The sequence below is a fragment of the Oricola indica genome, from assembly GCF_019966595.1.
Classification (GTDB): Bacteria; Pseudomonadota; Alphaproteobacteria; order Rhizobiales; family Rhizobiaceae; genus Oricola; species Oricola indica.
The window spans coordinates 824859-847952 of the sequence record NZ_JAINFJ010000001.1 but is presented as its reverse complement, the minus strand read 5'-3'; the positions used below and the strand labels follow the sequence as shown (position 1 = coordinate 847952).

General features: G+C 62.3%; 21 protein-coding genes. 13 read left to right on the top strand and 8 right to left on the bottom strand.

Annotation, left to right across the window (positions count from 1 at the left end; genetic code table 11):
* Positions 1 to 278: 278 nt before the first annotated feature.
* Together LC343_RS04010 and LC343_RS04005 are read right to left on the bottom strand one after the other, a co-directional pair.
* Positions 279 to 797, bottom strand: coding sequence for a BA14K family protein (locus tag LC343_RS04010; protein WP_223475796.1), 519 nt, complete (start codon positions 795 to 797; stop codon positions 279 to 281).
* 260 nt (positions 798 to 1057) lie between these two features.
* Positions 1058 to 1273 carry a cold-shock protein gene (locus LC343_RS04005; RefSeq protein ID WP_223475795.1) on the bottom strand — a complete coding sequence of 72 codons (216 nt, stop codon included), beginning with the start codon at positions 1271 to 1273 and terminating at the stop codon, positions 1058 to 1060.
* A 366-nt stretch (positions 1274 to 1639) separates the two neighbouring features.
* On the opposite strand from LC343_RS04005, the gene LC343_RS04000 reads away from it, so the two are divergent.
* The 3 genes from LC343_RS04000 (at position 1640) to clpS (ending at position 3053) form a co-directional block, all read left to right on the top strand.
* Positions 1640 to 2014, top strand: coding sequence for a Kazal-type serine protease inhibitor domain-containing protein (locus tag LC343_RS04000; RefSeq protein ID WP_223475794.1), 375 nt, complete (start codon positions 1640 to 1642; stop codon positions 2012 to 2014).
* Positions 2015 to 2052: 38 nt separating this feature from the next.
* Entirely contained in the window at positions 2053 to 2658 is a 606-nt protein-coding gene (locus LC343_RS03995) for a rhodanese-like domain-containing protein (RefSeq protein ID WP_223475793.1), read from the top strand.
* Positions 2659 to 2744: 86 nt separating this feature from the next.
* Positions 2745 to 3053: an ATP-dependent Clp protease adapter ClpS gene (gene clpS / locus LC343_RS03990; RefSeq protein ID WP_223475792.1), complete on the top strand. Its 309-nt coding sequence runs from the start codon at positions 2745 to 2747 to the stop codon at positions 3051 to 3053.
* A gap of 13 nt (positions 3054 to 3066) precedes the next feature.
* Here the strand turns inward: clpS and LC343_RS03985 are convergent, their stop codons facing one another.
* Positions 3067 to 3648: a DUF922 domain-containing protein gene (locus tag LC343_RS03985; protein ID WP_223475791.1), complete on the bottom strand. Its 582-nt coding sequence runs from the start codon at positions 3646 to 3648 to the stop codon at positions 3067 to 3069.
* A gap of 181 nt (positions 3649 to 3829) precedes the next feature.
* Between LC343_RS03985 and LC343_RS03980 the strand changes: the two genes are divergently transcribed.
* A complete protein-coding gene (locus LC343_RS03980) occupies positions 3830 to 4225 on the top strand; it encodes a hypothetical protein (RefSeq protein WP_223475790.1) in 396 nt (131 codons plus the stop codon).
* 195 nt (positions 4226 to 4420) lie between these two features.
* On the opposite strand, the gene LC343_RS03975 is transcribed toward LC343_RS03980, so the two are convergent.
* The 3 genes from LC343_RS03975 to LC343_RS03965 all read right to left on the bottom strand — a co-directional run bounded on the left by LC343_RS03975 (position 4421) and on the right by LC343_RS03965 (position 6305).
* Positions 4421 to 5029 carry a hypothetical protein gene (locus LC343_RS03975; RefSeq protein ID WP_223475789.1) on the bottom strand — a complete coding sequence of 203 codons (609 nt, stop codon included), beginning with the start codon at positions 5027 to 5029 and terminating at the stop codon, positions 4421 to 4423.
* Between the two features lie 81 nt (positions 5030 to 5110).
* On the bottom strand, positions 5111 to 5434 hold the full coding sequence (locus LC343_RS03970) for a cupredoxin domain-containing protein (RefSeq protein WP_223475788.1): 324 nt from the start codon (positions 5432 to 5434) through the stop codon (positions 5111 to 5113).
* Between the two features lie 181 nt (positions 5435 to 5615).
* A complete protein-coding gene (locus LC343_RS03965) occupies positions 5616 to 6305 on the bottom strand; it encodes a hypothetical protein (protein WP_223475787.1) in 690 nt (229 codons plus the stop codon).
* 278 nt (positions 6306 to 6583) lie between these two features.
* Between LC343_RS03965 and LC343_RS03960 the strand changes: the two genes are divergently transcribed.
* On the top strand, positions 6584 to 9097 hold the full coding sequence (locus LC343_RS03960) for an RNA-binding domain-containing protein (RefSeq protein ID WP_223475786.1): 2514 nt from the start codon (positions 6584 to 6586) through the stop codon (positions 9095 to 9097).
* A 661-nt stretch (positions 9098 to 9758) separates the two neighbouring features.
* Here LC343_RS03960 and uvrB read toward each other — a convergent pair.
* On the bottom strand, positions 9759 to 12767 hold the full coding sequence (gene uvrB, locus LC343_RS03955; RefSeq protein ID WP_223475785.1) for an excinuclease ABC subunit UvrB: 3009 nt from the start codon (positions 12765 to 12767) through the stop codon (positions 9759 to 9761).
* 143 nt (positions 12768 to 12910) lie between these two features.
* On the opposite strand from uvrB, the gene LC343_RS03950 reads away from it, so the two are divergent.
* Together LC343_RS03950 and LC343_RS03945 are read left to right on the top strand one after the other, a co-directional pair.
* Entirely contained in the window at positions 12911 to 13684 is a 774-nt protein-coding gene (locus LC343_RS03950; RefSeq protein ID WP_223475784.1) for a phosphatase PAP2 family protein, read from the top strand.
* An 11-nt stretch (positions 13685 to 13695) separates the two neighbouring features.
* The gene (locus LC343_RS03945) at positions 13696 to 14499 is read left to right on the top strand and encodes a DUF1206 domain-containing protein (protein ID WP_223475783.1); all 804 of its coding nucleotides are present in this window, start codon (positions 13696 to 13698) and stop codon (positions 14497 to 14499) included.
* Between the two features lie 21 nt (positions 14500 to 14520).
* Here the strand turns inward: LC343_RS03945 and LC343_RS03940 are convergent, their stop codons facing one another.
* Positions 14521 to 15411: a DMT family transporter gene (locus tag LC343_RS03940; protein ID WP_223475782.1), complete on the bottom strand. Its 891-nt coding sequence runs from the start codon at positions 15409 to 15411 to the stop codon at positions 14521 to 14523.
* 246 nt (positions 15412 to 15657) lie between these two features.
* Here LC343_RS03940 and LC343_RS03935 point away from each other — a divergent pair, with 246 nt between their 5' ends.
* The 6 genes from LC343_RS03935 (at position 15658) to LC343_RS03910 (ending at position 23044) form a co-directional block, all read left to right on the top strand.
* Positions 15658 to 16770 carry a GGDEF domain-containing protein gene (locus LC343_RS03935; RefSeq protein WP_338018565.1) on the top strand — a complete coding sequence of 371 codons (1113 nt, stop codon included), beginning with the start codon at positions 15658 to 15660 and terminating at the stop codon, positions 16768 to 16770.
* 139 nt (positions 16771 to 16909) lie between these two features.
* Positions 16910 to 17446, top strand: a complete 537-nt coding sequence (locus tag LC343_RS03930) for a PRC-barrel domain-containing protein (RefSeq protein WP_223475780.1) — start codon at positions 16910 to 16912, stop codon at positions 17444 to 17446.
* A gap of 111 nt (positions 17447 to 17557) precedes the next feature.
* Positions 17558 to 18361 (top strand): extensin-like domain-containing protein, encoded by an 804-nt coding sequence (locus LC343_RS03925; protein WP_223475779.1) that lies wholly within the window; start codon positions 17558 to 17560, stop codon positions 18359 to 18361.
* Positions 18362 to 18396: 35 nt separating this feature from the next.
* Positions 18397 to 19950, top strand: coding sequence for an ArnT family glycosyltransferase (locus LC343_RS03920; RefSeq protein ID WP_223475778.1), 1554 nt, complete (start codon positions 18397 to 18399; stop codon positions 19948 to 19950).
* A 2-nt stretch (positions 19951 to 19952) separates the two neighbouring features.
* Positions 19953 to 21497, top strand: coding sequence for an ArnT family glycosyltransferase (locus LC343_RS03915; RefSeq protein WP_223475777.1), 1545 nt, complete (start codon positions 19953 to 19955; stop codon positions 21495 to 21497).
* A 2-nt stretch (positions 21498 to 21499) separates the two neighbouring features.
* Positions 21500 to 23044, top strand: coding sequence for an ArnT family glycosyltransferase (locus LC343_RS03910; protein WP_223475776.1), 1545 nt, complete (start codon positions 21500 to 21502; stop codon positions 23042 to 23044).
* Positions 23045 to 23094: the final 50 nt, after the last annotated feature.

Sequence of the window (23094 nt, the reverse complement as noted above, 5' to 3'; positions counted from 1 at the left end):
GCCGATCCGATAGCCGTCTAATTAATTTTGATATTTGGCATTATTCATGCGCTTTACGTAAAGTAACGTGCTAGCGTCGCCATGTTGGCGGGGGGCTTTCTTCCACATCGTTGCTCCGTCGGTATCGGCGGCTAGGTTCGGGCCAAATCCGGGTTCTAGCCGCCTTTGAAGGCCGGGAGCATGGGCCGTGCGGCGCATTCGCCGCCGAACGCCCAACTCGAATGACAAAGGCCCGGCAGCGGATGCCGGCCGGGCCTTTCCTTTAACGTCCCTGGAGGTCACTTGGGGACGCAGAAATGATCCAGCCCGTCATAGCCGCGATAGGTGCCGGTCTTCGGGTTGAACGAGCGGTAGCGCTCGTCGCACCATTCGTACCAGCCGACCGTCCAGGGCTCGAGCGAGGACTCGTAGGTGATGACGTTCGGTCCGCGGGACGGTGCGGGCGGGTAGGCGTCCGGCGCGACATAGTGATCGCGCGGGGCCGGATTATTGGCTTCCGACAGCGCGCCGGCGATGATCGCGATACCGGCGATGCCGAGGATCGCGGCGGCCGCCGCATCGCCATTGTCGCGATGGACCGGGCGGGGATTGTGCCATCCGCCGCGCGGGCCGCAGATGCGCTTGCCGTGGCGATAAACGCAATTGTTGCCGCGGCGATCGTAATGGCGCGCCGAATTGCCCTTGTGCCAGCCATCGGCAGCGGCGGGCGCTGCGGCGAGCGGCGAAAGCGCGGCGGTCGCGAGCGTTCCCGCGGCGATCAGGGATTTCAGCGCTGATGTCTTGAATGTCCGTTTCATGTTTTCTGCTCCGTTCGCGTCGTTCCCAACCGGGGTGTGCCCATCCTGGCGGCCCGGTTTTCCGGCGGGCGGTCATACGACGCCCGAACACGTGACGCCGATAATGGCGCGGCCAAGCTGAACGCAGCCTGAACGGCCCTTCACGGTTGCTTTCGGCGCGCCGCCGGGACGCGGCCAAGCAAAAGGCGCGAACCGGTGACCGGTCCGCGCCTTGCAAGACTGTTCCGCAAAGACGGCGATTTTACGCCGTCGATGTCGGACTATTCAGCGAGCTGAAGATTGACGGCCTTCGGGCCCTTGCCGCGACGATCCGGCTCGGTGTCGAAGGAAACTTTCTGGTTTTCGGTCAGGGACATCAGGCCCGAGGCCTGCAGAGCGGAGATGTGGACAAAGATGTCCGCGCCGCCGTCGTCCGGCTTGATGAAGCCGAAGCCCTTGTCATTGTTGAAGAATTTCACAGTACCAGTCTGTGCCATTGAATCGGATCCTTTTCCGTTCGCATAAGCGGCTGCCCATTCTGCCGCGTAAAAATCGCCGCACGCATCATGCGGGCGGTCAGGGCAGGCAGTTCTCGAATGCATGGAAAGGAACCAGTTCTCGCGCCGCCCTTTCAGGAGGCGCCCGGCTTGTTCTTCAGCGTGCCGGTGCGCGGTATTTCCGACTTCCGTTGTTCGCAAATTGCCCGAACGGAAAAATCGTTGCGTCATCCGGGTCCGGAAGTAAAGCAAAACTTTTGTGAAGTGGGCCGTGAAACGGTTGCATATTCTCGCATATATGCACGCGTCAGCCGTGACAGAACGGGCGAAGCATCCTAGAGTTCGGTCTCAAATCGGGAGACGGCGATGCGTAATCCGGCGGGCGTTTTGAGGAGTGTGGTCATGGCTGCGGCGGTGGCGACAGCCGCGCTGGCATTGGCCGGATGCGAGGCGACGGTCGCGCCGCAACCCGCCGATCCGCAATATTGCCCGAAGGTCTACCAACCGGTCTGCGCGCGGCGCGGGGCGGAACGCAAAACGTTCCCGAATGCCTGCGTGGCGAGCACCGAGGGCTACGACGCCTTTTCGCCGGGCGCCTGCGAACAGCCCAAGCCGGACCGTATCTGCCCGCAGATCTACCAGCCGGTCTGCGCGGTGCGCGCGGGGCAGTATTCGACCTATTCAAACGACTGCGTTGCCGGCGCCGAGGGCGCGCGGGTGGTGAAGCCCGGCCCGTGCTGACCGGGCAGCGTGGAGGATATCGTGACCGGGAGGACAACATGATCAGGACTCTGCTTTTCGCCGCCGTTGCCATGGTGCTCGGCTATACGGCGCGCGGCCAGGCAGAGGAATTGAAGGTGGGCATCGCGCGCGACATGCCGAGCGTGATGGTGGAGACCGCCGATGGTCCGGTCGAGATCAGCCGCATCCAGGACCAGGATCACGAGATCACCGGCGATTTCGCCAAGACCTCGCGCGCCTGCCCGCCCTTCTGCATCCAGCCGATGACGCCGGCCGAGGGCGTGACGACGATCGGCGAACTCGAACTGATCGCCATGCTGAAGGATCCGGAGGCGCTGGTGGTCGACAGCCGCACGGTCGACTGGTTCGCGGGCGGGTCGATCCCCGGCGCGATCAGCCTGCCCTATACGCAGGTGGGCGACCGGCTTTCCGATCTTGGGTGCGAGCCGGATTTCGACGGCTGGGACTGCACGAACGCCAGGCGCGTTGCGCTGTTCTGCAACGGGCTGTGGTGCGGCCAGTCGCCGACGGCGATCCGGGCGATGATCGCGGCCGGCTATCCCGCCGAGCGGATCTTCTATTATCGCGGCGGCATGCAGAGCTGGCGGGTGCTGGGATTGACGGTGACCGGCGGGGAAGGCTGACGGCGGACAGGCGGGCCGTTTTCAAGCCGACCGCATGGCGCTATGATGGGTTTTCGCCGCCCCCGGAACCCTTGCAGGAGGGACGCATGGTGGAAAGCCCGGTCAAGAACCCGAAAACCACGACAAAGCCCAAGGTCGAGCGGCCGAAGCTGCACAAGGTCATCCTGATCAATGACGACTACACGCCGCGCGACTTCGTCTGCATGGTGCTCAAGGCCGAATTCGGCATGGGCGAGGACCGCGCCTACAAGGTGATGATCACCGCGCACCAGCGCGGCGTCTGCGTCGTCGCGGTTTATCAGCGCGACGTTGCGGAAACCAAGGCGAAGCGGGCCAGCGAATACGGCCAGAAATACGGCTATCCGCTGATGTTCACCACCGAACCGGAAGAGTGAGCGGCTACGGGGCTTATTGGATCAGGTCCAGGATCAGGTGGTGGATGGGCCCGTTGCGGGCCATTTCGGCTTCCTCGAAGGCGCGGTTGCGGGCCTTGTAGCGGGCATAGGCCTGCTTGAGCGGGGTCTGGATCGACTGGCGGATCGCCTTGCAACCGGGATCGTTCTCCTGCCGGAAACCGACGGTCGTGTCGTAGATCTCCTGCGCCATGGCGCGGATGTATTCGCCATGCACGGCCTCGTGGGCGCGAATGCCGGCGATGAAGACGCGCCAGCGCGCGGCGACGGCGGGTGGCAGATTTCCGGAGGGCTGTGGCAGAGTATAGGTGATGGTCAGGAACGGCCGGGCGGCGGCTAGGACGCAGGCGGTTCCCTCGCGGACATAATCGCGGCCCCATTTGAGATCGAAGGTGGTGTGGGCGATGGCGCGGGCAACGCCGACTTTCGGGCCGCGCTCGCCGATGGAAGCGTAGAGCGCGCGACCGGTCGCGCCGGAGACAGCATAGGCGTTCACGACCTCCTTGCCCCGAATATCCGCCTGCGCGGACAGGGCGGGAAGGAGCAGCAATAGAATAAGGCCGAGGCGTTTCGTCATGCAGGGTCTCTCTCGCCGGCGCAAAACCGGCCTTGCTCGCCACCTTTACCGAATGGCGCATGCGGTCAACCCCGGGCGGAATGTCAGGCCGCTCGCGAATTTTTACCGTTGGTTGTTTATTGTGATAGGATGCACGCAGAGCGCGCGATGACGCGCGCCGTTTTCAAAGATTGGATATTCAATGCAGATTCCCGAGTGGATGAAACCCGCGCTGACCGGCGCGGCGGCTGGAGCGATCGCGCTCGCGATTGTCGGCTTCGGCTTTGCCGGCTGGGTTACGGGCGGTACGGCACAGGAAATGTCCGACAAGGCCGCGCGCGACGCCGGCGTGCAGGTGGTCGCATCGATCTGCGTCAACCAGTTCGCCGCCGCACCGAATGCCAACATGCAATTGGCCAAGCTGAAGGAAGCCAAGGCCTGGGACCGCGACGACTTCATCGAAGAGGGCGGATGGTCGACCGTGGCCGGTGTCGACGAGGGTGTCCGGGGTGTCGCGGCCGAATGCGCCAAGCAGCTCGCCGCCATGGACACGCTGCCTTCCGAGGCCCCGATGGTTCCGAACGCCGACAACAGCTGACCCGACGCGGAACTCACAAAAGCCCGGCATCTCGCCGGGCTGTTTTTTTGTCCCATCCTTAAGCTTCGCTTCGCTCGCTGATGGGCCCCTGGTTGTCCCATCCTTAAGCTTCAAGTTTTCTCCTTCGTAAGCGGCAAGCCGCTGTCCGGCAGGTTCGCTGATGGGACGCCCCTCTATTCTTGCCACCTCGATCCGTCAGGCCTGCGGTTTCTCGTCCTCCAGGACGCCATCCTTCTCCCGCATGCCGATCTCGATGCGGTCGGGGGCGTTGGCGAGGAGGGCGAGGAGGAGGTCGCTCATGGTGGAGGCGGGGGCGGTCCCGAAATCGGCCTCGAAGGCATAGCCGGCCTCCGTCACCTCGGGCGTGGTGGCCGTGTGGATGACGTGCTGCAACTCGATATTGTCCTCCGCCTCCTCGTCGCCGAAGGCGCGGCGGTGCCAGTCGGTGAAGAGCCGCGTGGCGAGCGGGTCCCAGTCGCCGGCAACGCGCAGCTCGGCATAATCCCATGCAAAGGGCGCGACGACGATCTCGGTGGGGCCGAGCGTGAAGGAAAATGTGTCAAAGCGGATCTCGCGCGGCGCGGTGAAGGATTCCAGCTTGCCGGTCTCCAGCGAGGCGTAGTCGGCCCGGTAGGGCAGCCGCAGCGGACCCTCGGTCGCGATGTCGCCCTCGGAGTCGAGCAGAACCGGCTCGACCACATGCGTCTCCTCGGAAAAACCGGCCACGGTTTCCGAAAACTGCGCGACATAGATCTCGCGCACGGCTTCCACGATCTCGACGAATTGCGGGGGGAGGGTGTCCATGGAGTGGAAGTAGGTCGATGGAGAGGGGAGTGCAAGGCAGGGCGGCGCGTCCCTTGCGCGCGCCCTTGCCCGCCTGTCCTGTTACTGGACCGTGACCGTGCCCTTCATGCTCGAATGGAAATTGCACGTGTAGTCGATCGCGCCGGCGGACGCGACCGTCACCGAGGCGGAGTCGCCCTTGTTGAGGCGGCCGGTGTCGAAGCTGCCGTCGCCCGCCGTGGCGGTGTGCGGCGCGCCGTCCTCGTTGACGAAGGTGATCGTGTCGCCGGCGGCAACGGTGATCGCGGCCGGCTGGAAGGCGAAGCCGCTGATGGTGACCGTGTGGTCGGCGGCAAGCGCCGCGCCGGCGGGCAGCATGGCGAGGCAGGCGAGAGCGACGGCGAAACTGGCAATGCGGTTTGTCATGGGGGCGTCTCCTGTTGTGACGGCGGCGAGACTACAGCGGAAACGGGCAGGGGTGCCATAGGGGAAACTTTGGCGGGCGGCGGGTGTCCGGACAGGCCGGCGCAGGCGTATAGGCGCGCGTATTCGGCTCCGTGCCCTGGGCGCGAAGACGGATCAAGCGGCAGCGCCATAGGTGCGGGGATCACGACGTGTCGAGCCGCCGGGCATTGAGCGCCATCGTGTGGCACTCACGAAGAATATCGTCGATTTCCTGAGAGGGTCGCCGGCAGTGGCCCGGCGGGCGGCCGAGGCGGAGCGGTCGTCTATGTCTTTGGTACCCGCCCTGTGTCTGCTTTGAAGCCAGGGACGTCAACGCGCGCCGCGCCTCGTGGCGGGCGAGCCGTTTCGCGTGGCCATCGAGATCGTCCAGCGCGCGTTTGAGCGCCAGCACGCGGCGGCAGATGCCGGTGGCGTTCACATCCTCGTCCGGATCGGCCGGGGCGACACCCTCCTCCGGGAAGGGGCGAAGACCCTCCCATCGCAGCGTGTCGAAGCGGCGGGGCGGGTCGGTCAGGCAAAAGGCGGGTCTGCGGGGCATCGCGGCGCGCGGCCTGGCGGCGTCTTCGTCTCGTGGCGCGGGACCCTCTTTTTCCGGGCGGGGCTTCGGGGCCTCGATGTCGAGCCTGCTCGCGGCGACGACGATCAGCCGACGGACGGCGGATTCGGCCGGGCGCAACAGCCGCATGATCCGCCGCCAGACCCGGCGCGGCACCTCATCCGCGCCGCCCCCGTCCAGCCCGGCCATGAAGAACAGCGTCGTCACGATGCGCAGAAGCGCCGTGCGGTTGCGCGTGATCGCCGGGGTCCAGCCGAGGGGTTGCGGGTGCGTCATCCGGGGGAGGGTAAGGGTGGGTGGCGGGCGGTGGATGGGATTTTTGGGTGGAGGGGCGGATCGGTTTCAGGCTATGCCTGATCATATCGGGCAACATTTTGGCGACCGAGTTTGGCATGACCGGTTTAGTTTGCTAATAATACTACAGGGCACCGGCTTATCCCCCGCGGTTTTGAGTTTATTAAGATGGACTACCGATGAGATCACTACGGCAAATGAGGGACGAGGTCGCGATCCTTATAAGTTCCGAGAGGTGTGACAATTCGATAATTGAACTTATGTATAATGGCGATCACTTCTTCCTGCACGAGGATGCTCTCTGGGATTACAAGGGGGAAATCGGGTTAAAGAAATTAAACAAATCTGATGATGACTACAAATATAAAATATGCGATTTAGTAAAAGATATAGTTTCTTTTTTCAACACCGAGGGCGGGTATATTATATTTGGAGTCGATGACTCTAGTAAAAAAATAATTGGTCTTTCTGAAGAATTTCCTCTTGATGATATTTGTTCGCGTTTAAAAACTGACACAAATGAGGAAATTCCATTTACTTACTATAAGCAAACGGTAAAAGATTTTTTGTTAGGTGTACTGTTTATACCTCCAAGGGTTGCTAATCAGGCGCCAATAGCTTTTAAAGCAAATTCTAAAAAATCATCGAAAGGTAGAAATTGTTATAAACAAAATGATATATATTACCGGAATGGCGATTCATCGGAGCCTGCAATTGGTGATGCGCTCATGCGGCTTGTCTCAGGGCAAAAAATTGGATCAATCGCAAAGATAGTAGATCACAATCTTCCAGTTAGAGACAAAAGTTTTACACAGTTTATCGGGCGTAGGGCGGAGTTAGATAAACTTTGGAGATGGTTACTAGACACCTTTAACAATACAAGACTTGTTGCTGGCGTTGGAGGTGTCGGGAAGACGACACTTGTTAGAGAATTTGTAGAAGAAGTAGTAAATCAATCGCCTGGAAATATCGAAAGGATTATTTGGCTAAGTGCAAAAAAGAATAATTTTGACGCTTTTTATAATAGTCTATATTCTATAGAAAGCTCATATGAAAACAGGTTTTCAAGCGAAAATGATCTTTATAAAAAAATACTGATATCATGCGGATATATAGAATCTGATTTCGATGAAGAGTGGAGTAGGTCAAGGTACTTAATTGAACTAAATGCAGCTTTAAATGTTACTCCTAGTCTAGTTGTTGTTGATGATTTGGACTCTCTTGAGCACGATACTCAGCTAGATATATTTTCTAATTTAAGTTTGGTGTTTCATGGTCTTTCTATTTCGGGTGGAAACTCGTCGCGTTGTATTGCGACGGCCAGATTACGTTTGGGGGCGTCTGTATCTCAATATCATGAACTGCGAGGTTTTTCAGAAGGTGATTTTTATGCCTTCTTAAAACATGCGTATAATCAATATAATATTAAATTTGAGCTTACACGGGGATCGAAATTATTTAAGAATTTTCACAGATTTTCTCTTGGATCGCCGTTATTCTCGAGCTCGATATTGCGTTTGGTTGCAGGGGGTGTGGCTTTAGATAAAGCGCTGAATTACTGGGAAAACGCAGAAGGCGAGGATGTAAGAGATTTCGCATTCAAGAAAGAGATAGATCAACTCGCGCCGGGACAATTGAGGGTTCTATATGCGTTATTACTACTTAGCCCCTGTTCTCTAGAAGAGCTTGTAGCGGTGACGGGGATTGCGGAGCGAACAATGGTCACCGAAATAGGTAGGTTGTCTGACTATCACCTTCTCGAAAGAGATCCGAGTGTGACGTCAGGAGGGCGAGAGTTTTCCGCTCCTAGCAACTCAAGCCTCCTCTATGATCTTGTAAAGCCGAAAATCGATGATCCCCGTCGTATCGAAAAAAGATCGAAGGAAATTCGCGCGGAGAAGCGAGCGAGGGTCGAAGAAGTAAGCATTGCCATTGGTAGAATCGTTTCTTTTTGGAAGTTGGAAGAGTATGAGAAAGCGTTCGAATACATTGATAAATTAAAGAGTAAATCGGGGGCGGCCGGTCTTCAGCGCGACCTTGAGTGTATGTATGGGCGTGCTTGCCTTAGGTTATCTCCGCCTGAATTGGACAAAGCCGATGCTGCTTTCCGCCGTGCTCGGGAGAAGTCATGTGACCGAGTAGAATTGCTTCCACTTTGGATCGAGTGCCGACAGCTTAAAGGTGATTGGGCTGGGGTTATCGAACTTTGTGAAAAAGCTCTAGATGAAAAAATAGATGCTCAAAGATTTGCGGATATTGGTCATGCGTATTTCAATCTTGGTACCGACCGGTATTCTGCCGGTGAAATTCAAGGGGCGGTCGATACATACGTGAAAGGCGGCCAAGTTCTGAATGCGGCAATAGGTGCACACGAACTCAGTGACTATTTTCAATCTGTGAATACACGACGAAAAGAATGCTTTATTGAAGCTATTCGTATCGCGCAGGAAAATAGCCATGGCTTAAAAGATGTGCTTAATGTTTATGAGATTGCTTGGTCTGCTTTCGAATGTTTTGTTAGAAATCCTTATGTGCTTAATATATTGGCGGACTCAAGTGTTAAATGGGGTGAGTTTGTTACAAAAATCAGAAAAACATCGAAGGGGGATTTTTCAAAGATAGATACATTGGTTGGGCGTCAAAGTAACGTTTTAGAAATACTAGAGAATCATGATTGGTCATATAGAGATCTTATCTTAAAGACTCGTATTTCGGTTGAAAAGCTTATTGGTTATCGGGAAATCATGCACGATGCCCTGAATGATTCATTGTGAATTATTTAAGCAAAGCATAGTTGCAGTTGCAGAAATATAGACCAACCACGATGTCGTTTCGCTAGTATTTGGGAAAATCCGAGGGCGACTCTGCAGGAGGTTGCTTTTGCGGTCTTCTTGGCTTGCAGGCGCGTTCGTCGGCTTTCGGACCTGAAATCGATTCACTGTATTAATTTGACCCGCTTAGCAAGCCGGTCCTTATCCTCGTAGCAGCCGACGCCGACCCTATAGCGCAGCGCGGCGACGTGCTCTGGTGTGCTCCATTTAATGAAGAGCATCTCCATTCTCCGTCATCCTCGGGCTTGACCCGAGGATCCACGGCCAGGAGGCGCGGAGCCGTATGGCAGGCAACGGCTGCATCATTGACCTAGACAACGATGGCAGGCTGGAACGGTCTTTATCTGGTTCCAGATATGCGAGTCCCTCAGCCGTGGATCCTCGGGTCAAGCCCGAGGATGACGGAGGTAGGGGGCGAGGACCATGGAGGCGGGGAGAGTCGGAGGATGACGACCTAGTTCGATGGCTTGGCTCATCGCGGGCTTCGGGCGAGGGGCGGCTGTTCTGCGCTTATTGCGCATTGCCCCTCTCTTGTGATTTCCAAGGACTTGGCAAGCCAAGCCCAGGAAATCACTTTCTCCCCCACAAGGGGGGAGATAGGGAGCTACCGCCCCGGCCTTCCCGTCTTGCCCGGCTTGCGCTTGCGGGCGCGTTCGTCGGCGGGGTCTTCGTAGGAGCCGACGCCGATCTTGTGGCGCTTGATGGGTTTGGCGTTGTTGTCATCCCCCATTGACGGCACCTCGCCGGGTTTTTGTGGCTGCTTGCCCGTGCCCACGGGCTTCTCGGTGCGGCCGACGGTCATTTCGTCGAGGGTGTTCTTGCGGAAGTAGCTGACGCCGTCCGATCCCATTTCGTCTAGGTCGGGTTTTCGGAAGTTCGAGGGTGGCGCGTCTGTCTCAGGAATGGGTCCCCGGGATGAACCCGGGGATGACGGCGGCGGGGTGGAGGCGCGCTTGCCGCCCTTTGGGCGGGAGGCGGCTTCCTTGCGGGATGCCTTGGTGTTCTCGATGCCGGTGTCGCGCGCCAGGGCGTCGTCCATGACGGCGAGCTCGGTTTCGCGCAGGCGCTTGATCTCGTCGCGGAGGCGCGCGGCGGTTTCGAAGTCGAGGTCGGCGGCGGCGTCGCGCATCTGGGTTTCCAGCGCCTTGATGTGCGCCTCCAGATTGTTGCCGATGAGCGCGCCCTGGTCCTTCGCCCCACCCTTTGCCCCGGTGATGTCGGCGCGGACATGGTCGCGCTCGTAGACCGAGTCGAGAATGTCGGCGATGTTGGCCTTGACCGATTGCGGCGTGATGCCGTGTTCCTCGTTATAGGCGAGCTGCTTCTCGCGGCGGCGCGTGGTCTCCTCCATGGCGCGTTCCATGGAGCCGGTGATGTGGTCGGCATAGAGGATGACCTTGCCGTCGACATTGCGCGCGGCGCGGCCGATGGTCTGCACCAGCGAGGTCTCGGAGCGCAGGAAGCCCTCCTTGTCGGCGTCGAGAATGGCGACGAAGCCGCATTCGGGAATGTCGAGGCCCTCGCGCAGCAGGTTGATGCCGACCAGCACGTCGAAGGCACCGAGGCGCAGGTCGCGGATGATCTCGATGCGCTCCAGCGTGTCGATGTCGGAGTGCATGTAGCGGACCTTGACGCCCTGCTCGTGCAGATATTCCGTCAGGTCCTCGGCCATGCGCTTGGTGAGCACGGTGACCAGCGTGCGGTAGCCGGCCCGGGTGGTCTGGTGGATCTCGTCGAGCACGTCGTCGACCTGGGTCTTGGCGCCGCGCACCTCGACAGGCGGGTCGATCAGGCCGGTGGGGCGGATGACCTGCTCGGCGAAGACGCCGCCGGACTGCTCCAGCTCCCAGTTGCCCGGCGTGGCGGAGACGGCCACAGTTTGCGGGCGCATGGCGTCCCATTCCTCGAAGCGCAGCGGGCGGTTGTCCATGCAGGAGGGCAGGCGGAAGCCGTATTCGGCCAGCGTCGCCTTGCGGCGGAAGTCGCCGCGATACATGCCGCCGATCTGCGGAATGGTGACGTGGCTCTCGTCGATGAAGACGATGGCGTTGTCGGGGACATATTCGAACAGGGTGGGCGGCGGCTCGCCGGGATTGCGGCCGGTCAGGTAGCGCGAATAGTTCTCGATGCCGGCGCAGGAGCCGGTGGCTTCCAGCATTTCGAGGTCGTATTGCGTGCGCTGTTCGAGGCGCTGCGCCTCCAGCAGGCGGCCGGCCTTGTTGAGCTCCTCGAGGCGCTGCTTCAGCTCTTCCTTGATCGACTTGGTCGCCTGGTTGAGCGTCGGGCGCGGGGTGACATAGTGCGAGTTGGCGTAGATCTTCACGCTTTTCAGCGAGTCGTTCTTCTTTCCCGTCAGCGGGTCGAACTCGTCGATCGACTCGATCTCGTCGCCGAACAGCGAGATGCGCCAGGCGCGGTCCTCAAGGTGGGCGGGGAAGATGTCGATCGTGTCGCCCTTCACGCGGAAGGTGCCGCGCACGAAATTGATGTCGGCGCGCTTGTATTGCTGGGCGACGAGATCGGCGAGGAGCTGGCGCTGGTCGATGCGGTCGCCGATCGACATCTGGAAGGTCATCGCCGTGTAGGTCTCGACCGAGCCGATACCGTAGATGCAGGAAACCGAGGCGACGATGATGACGTCGTCGCGTTCGAGAAGGGCGCGCGTCGCCGAGTGGCGCATGCGGTCGATCTGCTCGTTGATCGAGGATTCCTTCTCGATATAGGTGTCCGTGCGCGGGACGTAGGCCTCCGGCTGGTAGTAGTCGTAATAGGAGACGAAATACTCGACCGCGTTGTCCGGGAAGAAGGACTTGAACTCGCCATAGAGCTGGGCGGCCAGCGTCTTGTTGGGCGCGAGGATGAGCGCCGGGCGCTGCGTCTCCTCGATGACCTTCGCCATGGTGAAGGTCTTGCCGGAGCCGGTGACGCCGAGCAGGGTCTGTGTGCGGTCGTCGTCCCTGAGGCCGGAGACGAGATCGCGAATCGCGGTCGGCTGGTCGCCCGCCGGCTCGTAGGCCGACTTCATGACGATCTCGATGCCGCCCTCGGATTTCTCCGGCCGCTCGGGGCGGTGCGGCACCCACATCTGGCCGTCCTTGAACAGCGGATTGCCCGAATCGATCAGCGCCTTGAGGGATTCCACCGTGGCGGTGACGCCGGTGGTGGAGGCGAGCTGCGTGGCTTCCTCCAGGCTGACATCGAGGCCGGCGACCGGGTTGAGGCCGGCCGCGGCGCGCTCGCGCGGATCGTTGGTGCCGCCGATGGAGACGCCGCCGCCGGTGCGCTTGTCGCCGACCGTGTAGGTGCGGTCCTGTTTGTTTTTACCTCGCGAAGGCTCGGACGGCCGGTCGGCCTTGCGGCCCTTCGGGCCGGGACGTTCGCTACCGCCATCCGCCTTTTCGGAGGCTGCCGCATTCTCCGCCCTGCGGCGGTGCTTGCCGGCCTTGGAGCGGATCTCGCGGGTTTCCTGCGCGCGGGCGTCGCGCTCGGCTTCGGCTTCGAGCTGCTTCACCCAGTCCTCGACGCTGCCGCCGAGCGGCGCGCCCTCGAATTCCGCCTGAGGCGCTTCCTCGAAGCCGGAAGGCTTGCCCGTTTTCTTCTCTTGTCTGGCCATGGGGCCAATATGGGAAATGGCGTGCGCGATGGGAAGGGGAAAACGGGAACATCGTGCCGGGATGCTGACAGCAGGGTGTCAGGAGGCGCGGGATTGCGGCTGACGCAAAGGAACCGAACGGCCGCGCCGCCGTTGCGTTCAGGATGACACACACGCAAACCGTCGAAACCGCCCACGGGCGCGAGGCGCGCGCCACGCGCGACGGCCTTCGCAGCCGGCTCGATCCAAATCACACCCATCCGCCGCTCGCCGTGCTCTGGTCGATCGTGGCCGGAAGCGTGCTGGTGTTCGCGCTGACGGCTGTCGCGGTGCGCAATGGCTGGACGGACTCCTTCGACCGGAGCATCCTGCTTTCGCTGCGCGACGCGTCCGATCCCTCAGACGCGTGGGGGCCGGCATGGTTCGAGGAGACGGCCGCGGAGCTGACCGCGCTGGGCGGCTATCCGATCCTCGTGACGGTGTCGGTGCTGACGCTGAGCGTGCTGGCGCTGATGCGCAACTGGGCGGCGGCGCTGTTTCTCGCCATTGGCCTGAGCGGCGGCGCGGCGCTGTCCTCCGTGCTGAAGCTCGGTTTCGAGCGCGCGCGGCCCGACCTCGTCGACCATATGGACCGGACCTTCACGTCGAGCTTCCCCAGCGCGCATGCGATGGTGGGAATGCTGTTCTACCTGACGCTGGCGGCGGTGGCCGTGCGGTTCGTTCCGCGTCATTCCGTGCGCGTCTTCATGGTCTGCGCCGCCTTCGCGATCGCCATCGTCATCGGGTCGAGCCGGGTCTATCTCGGTGTCCACTGGCCGAGCGACGTGCTCGCCGGTTGGTCGCTGGGCGTCGGCTGGGCGAGCCTCTGCTGGCTCGCGGCACATTATCTCTCGCGCAGACGCGGCGACCGCGACGCGCTCGGCCATTCCAGGACATGACAGGAGCGCCCGTGCACAAGGCCAAGCCATGGATCGAACCGCTCGCGCGCATGGGCTATGCGGCGCGGGCGCTCGTCTATCTGATCATCGGCGTTTTCGCCTTCCTTTCGGCCGTCGGCAGCGTCGAGAAGAAAGGGTCGCGGGACGCGTTGCGGACCCTCTTCGAGCAGCCTTTCGGCGAGATCATCGTCTGGCTCATGGTGGCCGGGCTGGCCGGCTATGTCGCGTGGCGGGCGGTGCAGGCGCTTCTCGACACGGACGGACACGGCATCGGGCCGAAGGGGCTGGCGATCCGCGCCGGACTGCTGGTCAGCGCCTTCACCTACGCCACCATCGCGATCTATGCGCTGTCCCTGCTCGGCGTCTTCGCGGGCGGTTCCGGCGGCGGGGGGAGCGGATCGACGGTCGCGGATTTCGTCGATGGCGCGATCGGGCAGAGAAGCGTCTCGCTCGGGCTCGCCATCGTGGTGTTCGGCGTTGCCTGCGCACATTTCTGGAAGGCCTTCAAAAGGAAATATGCCGACCGGTTCGATGCCGGGCCGCAGGCGATGGCGATCATCGATCCGATCTCGATCGTCGGCCTGACGGCGCGGGGTTTCGTGTTCGCGGTGATTTCCTTCCTGTTCCTGCTGCGTTTCGTGAATGCGGAGGATTCCGGGGAGCATCCGGGTCTGGAGGAGGCGCTGTCCTACGTGCAGTCGCTCCCCGGCGGCGCATGGCTGCTCGCCGCGACGGGCGCGGGGCTCGTCGCGTTCGCCGCCTATTCGGCAATCGAGGCGCGCTGGCGGAGAATCCGCATCAATTCGGCGGTCTAGCGCCGTTCAGGATGGATTGAATCAGGCCCTGTATCTCTGCGGCCAGCGGACGCCGGAAATCATCAGCACGGCGAGTGTCGCCAGAAGCAGGCCGGCGAGCTGGATCGGGCCCAGCGTCTCGCCGAACAGAAAGTAGGCAATGACCGAGGTGACGGCGGGGACGAGATAGAACAGGCCCGAAACGCTCGCCACCGCACTCTGGCGGATCAGCAGCATCAGCAGAGAGATCGCGCCGATCGACAGGACCAGAACCAGCCAGGACAGCGCGAAGATGAATTTCGGTGTCCAGTGGATAATGCGCGTTTCCAGCATCAGCGATCCGGCGCCGACCAGCAGCAACGCGCCGGCATATTGCCAGACCGTGCCGACGACGAGATCGGTGCCGGTGGCGAAGCGCTTCTGGTAGATCGTGCCGGCGGTGATGCCGAGCAGGGCACAGGCGCAAGCGGCGACGGTGGCCGGGGTAATGCCGCTGTTAGCCTCCATCGCGCTGGCGAGACCCGGTTCGAGGATGAGCACCGCGCCGGCAAGGCCCAGCGCCAGTCCCGTCCAGTGGCGGGCCGAAAGTTTCTCGCCGAGAAGCGGCGCGGACAAAAGCGATGTCAGGACCGGCTGCAGCGAGACGATCAGCGCGGCGACGCCCGCAGGCATGCCGAGGCGGATCGCCCAGAAGACGCCGCCGAGATAGGCGCCGTGGATCAGCATGCCGACGACGACGGCATGTCCCCGCTCGTTCCATCCGCGCGCCCGGCGGCCCGAGACGACCAGCACCGGGGCCAGCAGGGCAAGGACGATCAGGAAGCGCAGCGCCAGAAAGGTGAACGGCTCGGCATCGTCGGCGCCGAGTTTCGAGCCGATGAAGCCGGTCGACCACAACAGCACGAAGACGACGGGCGCGATGCGCATGAGCATGGGACAGGATCCGGATTCGGGAGCATGCCGGAACGCCGGCGCTGCTGGCGGGTCTATTCGGCGCGACGAGGGGCGTCAATCGGGGGGACAGTCGGCATGCCCCGCATACCCGCTTCCTTGTGGGGCAATTCTTGAGGGGCGGCGTTATATCGGTGTTAAGGATATTCCGAGCGGCGCGGCGGGCGACTACAAGAATTAACACTATGGCAAGCGTCCCGACCCCAATCTGCCCGAAACGAACCGGGGATGTTTATGGACGGAATAGCGGCTTGTTCGGCTTTCCTTCAAGGGCTCGGTGTGGTCGCGTTCGCGGTCAGGCTGCATGAATTGGCCCTTACGCGCTGCACGTCGCAGCGGGCGGAAGTCTTTGCGACGTCCATGACCTTCGCGCTGGGCGCGGCGGTCTCGATGACGTTTCCCCTGCATTTCACGCCCGGCATCACCTTCGATCTTCGCCATGTCTTTCTCGTGCTCGCCGCGCCCTTCGGCGGATGGCCGGCGGTGCTGGCGACGGCCGGAACGGCCGGGTTCCTGCGCTTCCTGCAGGGCGGCATCGGCATGGAGGCGGGATTCGCGGGGATCGCCATTTCCGCGATGGTCAGTCTCGTCATCGCACATTTTCACGCCAAGCGGCGCGGATACAGCTTCGTCGGGCTTTCGGTGATCGGTCTCGCGTCATCGCTTTCCCTGATCAGCCTGTTCCTGCTGCCGATGCCCCTCGCGATCGAGGTGTTCCAGCGCGTGGCGCTGCCGTTTATCGGGGTGAATTTCGTCGGCGTGCTGGTTTCCGCCGAGTCGCTGAACAAGATCCGGCTGCAGCTGCATCGCGAGAAGGCGCTGGTACGCGACACGTCGATCGATCCGCTGACCGGGCTGTCGAACCGCCGTGTCTTCGACGCCAGGGGGCCGGAGCTTGCCGAAAGCGGTATCCAGGACAAGGGCCGCTACGCGATCATGATCATCGACATCGACCGCTTCAAGTCGATCAACGACACGTTCGGCCATGCCAATGGCGACAAGGTTCTCAAGGACGTCTCACGCATCATCTCCGACTATGCCCGCGAGGACGATCTCGTCGTGCGCTATGGCGGCGAGGAGATCGCGCTGGTGCTGCCGGGATGCGACGAACAACGCACGGCGGTGATCGCGGACCGTATCCGGGAAGGGATCGAGAGCAACACGATCGAGGTGAGCGGCATCAATCTCAAGGTGACGGTCAGCATCGGATATGTGGTTGTCGAGGAAACCGGCAAGGGCTTCTGGGCCGCCTTCGAGGAGGCCGATACCGCGCTCTACCGCGCCAAGAACGCCGGCCGAAACCGTGTCGAGCAGGCCAAGGGCAACGAACTGGCCGCCTGAGCGGCCGGTGCCTTTTCAGCGGGCCCGAAGGCGTGAACGGGCGCCAAAGCGGTGCTGTGACGGAGTGCACATCGCCCGGCGGGGCAGGCGGGTAGTTTCATGGTCAAGGAGGCGGTGACAGGGATCACCGTAGAGCACCATGACAAACACCAACGTTACTTTCGGAACTTTCACCTACGAATCCTCAACCCGCCGCTCGGCTGCCGAAGCCAGGGGCCTGCGCCGCGCCGTTGCGCTGGCCGCCGCCGCTGCCACGCTGTTCGCCGCAACGGCGCTGTTCTCGGCGACCCAGCCCTCCGCCATGCCTCTCGAGGCCGAAGCGGACGGCTCCTACCTCGTCGCCTATGCCGAACCGGAGCAGAACCGTTTCGGCGTTCTCGACGGGGTGTTCGGCGACGACAATCACGAGATGAACGATGCCTGGATGGGCATGGAAGTGATCAGCGCGGACGGGATCATGCTTGGCTACGTTTCCGACGCCTTCGTCAATCCGGACGGCTCGATCGACGAACTGGTCGTCACGCCTTCCGGCAACGACAGCCCGTTTTTTGCTCCGGTTTACCTCCCGGCGCGCTACGCCGAACTGGGACCGGACGCCGTCCGCATCTCGCTCGGCACGACCCGCGCCGTGGCCACGCTGACGCCGGCAAACGATCTCGCCTACCTTCCGCTGTAAGCCGGGACCCGGAAAACATCGCCGTTAACCGCGCGTTAACGGCGTTTTCGAAAGGCTTGTTTACCGCCCCCGCTTACCATTCGTTCGGGACAAACCGGATGGATGGACACAATGCGAAGGACCCCTTTGGCGGGACTGGCCGCCTTGACCGTGTGCAGCGCGCTGCTGAGCGGCTGCCTCATGCCCGACCTGCTGGTTCCCTATGCGGACCCGTCGCCGACAGCGGCGGTGCCGGTCGCGCAGGTCGATGCGCCTCAACCGGTGGTGCAGACGCAACAGGCCATGGCGCAGCCGCAGCAGGCGATGGCACAGCCGGTCTTCGGCTTTCCGAATGTCACGAAACCGCTGTTCGGCGGCGGGGCCGGGAACTTCATGCCGGCCGAGGAAGTGCAGTGCCGCCAGCAGTTGAAGCGCCTCGGCGTGAGCTTCCGCGACATCCCGCGTATCCGTGATTCCGAATCCTGCGGCATCGACTATCCCGTCGAGGTGAGGTCGCTCGGCCGTACGATCGCGCTCAAGCCGGCGGCGAAGCTCAATTGCGCCATGGCCGTCGAAGCCGCGCTGTGGGCGCAGCGCGATCTCGCGCCGGCTGCGCGCACGCGCTACCTCTCGGGTATCGCCGAAGTGCGCCAGATGTCCTCCTATTCCTGCCGCAAGATCGCCGGGTCGCGTTCCATGTCGGAACACTCCAAGGGCAATGCGCTGGATATCGGCGCGATCAAGCTGAAGAACGGCAGGCTGATCTCCGTGCACCGGCCGGGGCCCTTCGCCTTCCGCGAGCGCAGCTTCCTGCGCAAGGTGCGCGGCGAGGCCTGCGGGCGTTTCGGCACGGTGCTGGGTCCCGGCTACAACCGCGCCCATGCCGATCATTTCCATCTCGACCTGAAGCAACGCCGCAGCGTGGCCTGCCACTGACAGATCCGGCCACGGGCCGAACCGGAAAAGGCAACATGACGGATTTCGCGCAGCCATATCCCGACGCGGTCGAAGACGAACGGCCGGCGCGGGCCGCGCCGACGGGCGCAATCGGCGCGGACATCGTTCCGGCGCGGCGCTTTCTCTATCCCGCTTTCGCGGCGCTGGTTGTCCTGAAGCTGGTCAATGTGTTCCTCGCCGTGCCGTTGGCCGACGAGGGCTATTACTGGCTGTGGGGCAAGTTTCCGGACTGGTCCTATTACGATCATCCGCCGCTCGGCGGCTGGGTGAACGGGGCGGCCAGCGCGATCTTCGGCGACGGGCTTCTCGGCATCAGGCTGGCGACGCTGGTCAGTTTCGCGGTGACGATGGCGGTTCTGGCCTGGTGGACGCGGCGGCTGACGCCCGCAATGCGCGGCCCGGACGCGCTGCTGGCGGCCGCCTGCGTGTGGCTCGCCTCGCCGTGGCTGATGAATTTCCAGTCGATCGCCTTTCACGACCATTTGCTGATCTGTTTCGGGGTGCTTGCTGCGCATTTCCTCGGCCTTTTCGTGCTGTCGATGGACGCGGCCGAGGGGCCCCGGTTCCGCTGGCTCTATGCGGGCTGTGTGGCGGTCGGGCTGGCAGGGCTGTCGAAATATAGCGGTGTCTTCATCGGACTTTCCTTCGCGGCCTGGGTGATCGCGACGCCGAAAGGGCGCGGGCTTCTGAAAAGCCCGCATCTGTGGGCCGGCGGGGCGCTCGCCGTCGCGATGCAGGCGCCGGTGATCTACTGGAACGAGGTCAATAACTGGCCGTCCTTCCAGTACAATCTGCATGACCGGATCGGCGACACGCATCATGCCACCGCCGCCGAACGCATCTTCTCCTTTTCCAAGAATTACGTGCTGCTGTTCTCGCCGGTGCTGTTCGTGGCGCTGATGCGCTTCGTCTTCGGGCGGCGCGTCGACGGACCGGCGGCGGCGCTGCAGGGGATCGGCCGGTTCGGTTTCGCGATCCCGACCATCGTGTTCCTGGCGCTCGGGTTTTCGACATCCGTCCTCTATTACTGGAACGTCGTGTCGCTGGTCTTCTTCCTGCCGGTGGCGCTGCTGTTCATGCGCTCGGCGATGGAAGTGCGGCTGCATGTGTTCTGGGGCATCGCGTTCTCGGCGATGGCGCTGTTCAACTCCACCTTCTTTCCGCTGACGCTGATCACCGGCCGGTCGGTCAGCGATTTCAACATCTCGCACGGCCTGCCGGAAATCGCGGCGATCGTCGAGGAGGAGGAACAGCGGCTCGGCGCGGATATGGTGCTGACGACGGACTACCGGACCGCGTCGCTGCTGGCGCTGACGACGAAGCGCACCGATATCGCCTCGCTCGGCAAGCGCGAGGACATGTGGGATTTCTGGTGGGACCCGTCTCTCCACAAGGGCGAGGACGCCGTGGTGCTGGCCTATGACCGGTTCCCGGAGACGGAGCTGATCGACAAGGTGTTCGAGCGCACCGAGGTGATCCGCGAATTCACGATCGTCCGCCATGGCTACGAGATCCAGCGCTACTGGCTGGTTCATGCGCAAAACTACTCGGGCGAGGGACCGCAATAGGCATGGCGACGGATATCGGATACGGCAGCGCAGGCGTGCCCCGGCGGCGGGGCGGCGCGGTGTTTGCCAAGCACGACCTGCATGCGGTTCTGCCGCGCGGAGGCGTTCTCGCCGTCGTGCTTGCCGTGCTGATTGCGATGAAGGTGGCCGCACTGCTGTTTGCGATGCCGCTTCCCGACGAAGGCTATTACTGGCTGTGGGGGCAGCATCCCGGCTGGTCCTATTACGACCATCCGCCGCTCGGCGGCTGGCTGCACGCGCTGACAAGCTTCCTGTTCGGCGACGGGATCGTTCCGGCCCGGCTCGCCACGCTGCCGACATTCGCCGGAACGCTCGCCATCCTCTGGTACTGGTGCGGGCGGCTGACGCCGCCCTTCCTGCGGATGCGGGCCTTCCTGACCGGCGTCGCCATCTGGCTCGCCTCGCCGCTGATGCTGGTCTATCAAAGCCTCGCGATCCACGATCACCTGCTGATCGTCTTTTCGCTGGCGGCGCTGCATTTCTTCGTCCTGTTCGCCGAAAGCCGGGACATCGGCCGGCCGCGCTATGCGCTGCTCTATCTTTGCGCCGTCGCGCTCGGTTTCGCGGCGCTGTCGAAATACAACGCCGTCTTCGTGGCGGCGGGACTTGCGGTCTGGATCCTGTCGCGGCGCGACCGGGCGAGATGGCTGGCCGACAAGCACCTCTGGCTGGCGGCGCTGGTGACCGTCGCGATGCTGGCGCCGGTGATCGGGTGGAACTGGAGCCATGGCTGGCCGTCCTTCCGGTTCTACGCGCATGACCGGATCGGCTTCGAGGCGACGACGCCCGGCGCGCATCTCTACCGCTTCACGATGCAGAGCCTGCTCGTGGTTTCGCCGGTGCTGATGTTCGCGATGCTGCGTTTTCTCATACGCGGCGCGGAGGGAATCGGAGCCGCGTTGCGGGGGCCGGCCGTGGCCGTGTTCCTAACCGGCACGCTTGCCTGGTACGCGCTCTGTTTCGTGACGCCGGTGGCGCATTACTGGAACGTGACGTCCTACCTGCTGCCTCTGGCCATCGCGCCGTTCCTGCTGCGCAGCGCGATGGAGTTTCGGCTGCATGTCCTGTGGGGCGTGCTCTATGGCGGCTCTTTGCTGTTCACCTCGACGGTGATGCCGGTCGTAACGCTGACCCAGCCGCCGGGCCGTCACGACGAGAATATCCTGTTCGCCGCGCCGGCGATGCTGGACGAACTGGAGGCGGCGGAGGCGGAATACGCGCCGGACATGCTGGTGACGACGGACTATCTGGCCGCGTCACTCCTGTCGCTGCACGGGCAGCGCACGGATATCGTGCATCTGGGACCGCGCCGCGACATGTGGGATTTCTGGTTCGATCCGGCGGCGCACAAGGGCGAGGACGCGCTGGTGATCGCCTATGACGCCTTTCCGGAAACGGAGCTGATCGACACGGTTTTCGAGCGCACCGAAACGGTGGCGACCTTCGCGGTCGAGCGTTTCGGCACCGAGATCATGCGCTACCGGCTGATCCGTGCCGAGAATTATTCGGGCGCGGGGCCGCAATAGTCATGGGCGAGGCGCGAACCCGGCAGTGGCTCGAAGCCGGCCGTTTCTCCGGCGCGGGCGTGGCGGCGCGGCAACCGGGCCTCGACGCCGTTTTGCCGACGACGCGCTGGCTCGTTGTGCTGCTTCTGCCGCTTCTGGCATTGAAAGGCGTGCAGGTGTTCGCTGCGGCGCCGACTGCCGACGAGGCCTATTACTGGCTCTGGGGCCAGCATCTCGACTGGTCCTATTACGATCATCCGCCGCTGGCCGCATGGCTGCAGGGGCTTTCGGCCTCTCTGTTCGGATGGAACCTGTTCGCCTTGCGTGCGACGACCCTTCTGAGCTTTGCCGGAAGCCTGTGGATCCTGTGGTTCTGGTCGAGGCGGCTCGCCGGCCGCGAAGATGCACCACGCGCCTTCCTCGCCGGCCTGGTCGTGTGGTTGTCGATGCCGATCCTGATGCGCTTCCAGTCGCTTGCGCACCAGGATCACCTGCTGATCTTCTTCGGGCTTGTGGCGGCGCATTTCTGGGCGCTGTTCATCGAGGGGCTTGGCGACGGCAAAAGGATCTGGCGGTTTTATTACGCGGGTTGCGTGGCGCTCGGGCTTGCGGGGCTGACGAAATACAACGCCGTCTTCATCGGGCTCGGCTTCGCCGTCTGGGTGGTGGTTTCTGCGAAAGGCCGCCCGTTGCTGGCTTCGCCGCATCTGTGGGCGGGCGCTGCGCTGTCGATGGCGATGCAGGCGCCGGTGATCGCCTGGAACGTGGCGCATGACTGGCCGAGTTTTCACTACAATCTGGAAAGCCGGATCGGTCAGTCGGTCCATGGCGGTTTCGCCGGCAATCTGCGCGACTTCGTGATCTCCTCTTCCATGATGCTGTCGCCGGTCATCGTCCTGGCGCTGGTACGTTTCGGGACGGGCAGCGGCGCGATCCGCACACCGTTCGAGGCTGTCGGGCGCTGGGTTCTGGTCGTCTCGACGGCGGTGTTCGTGTTGCTGTGCGCCTCCAACACGATCCTGTCCTACTGGAACCTGACGGCCTATCTCTTCGCGCTGCCGGTGATGGTCTTCTTCCTGCGCAGCCGCGCCGAATTCTCCATTCACGCCCTTTTCGGCATCGGCATGAGCGCCTGGATCGTGCTCGGACAGGTCGTCTACCCGTCCTACAAGCTCAATGGCGGTGACTTGCGCGACAACGACATCTCCTTCGGGCTGGAGGAAATCGCGGCGATCGTCGCGGAGGAAGAGCGGTTCATCGGCGTCGACATGGTCATGACGACGGACTACCGCACCGCGTCGCTGCTTTCCTTCGCCGGCAAGCGGACAGACGTCCTGAAGATCGGATTGCGCAACGACCAGTTCGATTTCTGGTGGAACCCGGCCGACTACAAGGGCAGGGACGCGCTGGTTCTGGTCGACGATTATCTGCCGGAAGACGAACTCGTGACCGCCGTCTTCGAGCGGGTGACGACCGTGCGCGAATTCACGATCGAGCGCTTCGGCCTGCCGATCCACAGCTACCGTCTGGTACTGGCGGAGAACTACTCAGGCGAAGGGCCGCACTGACCGCATCGGGTGCCGCCGGGTTACGTTGTCAGGACGCCCGAATCGCGACT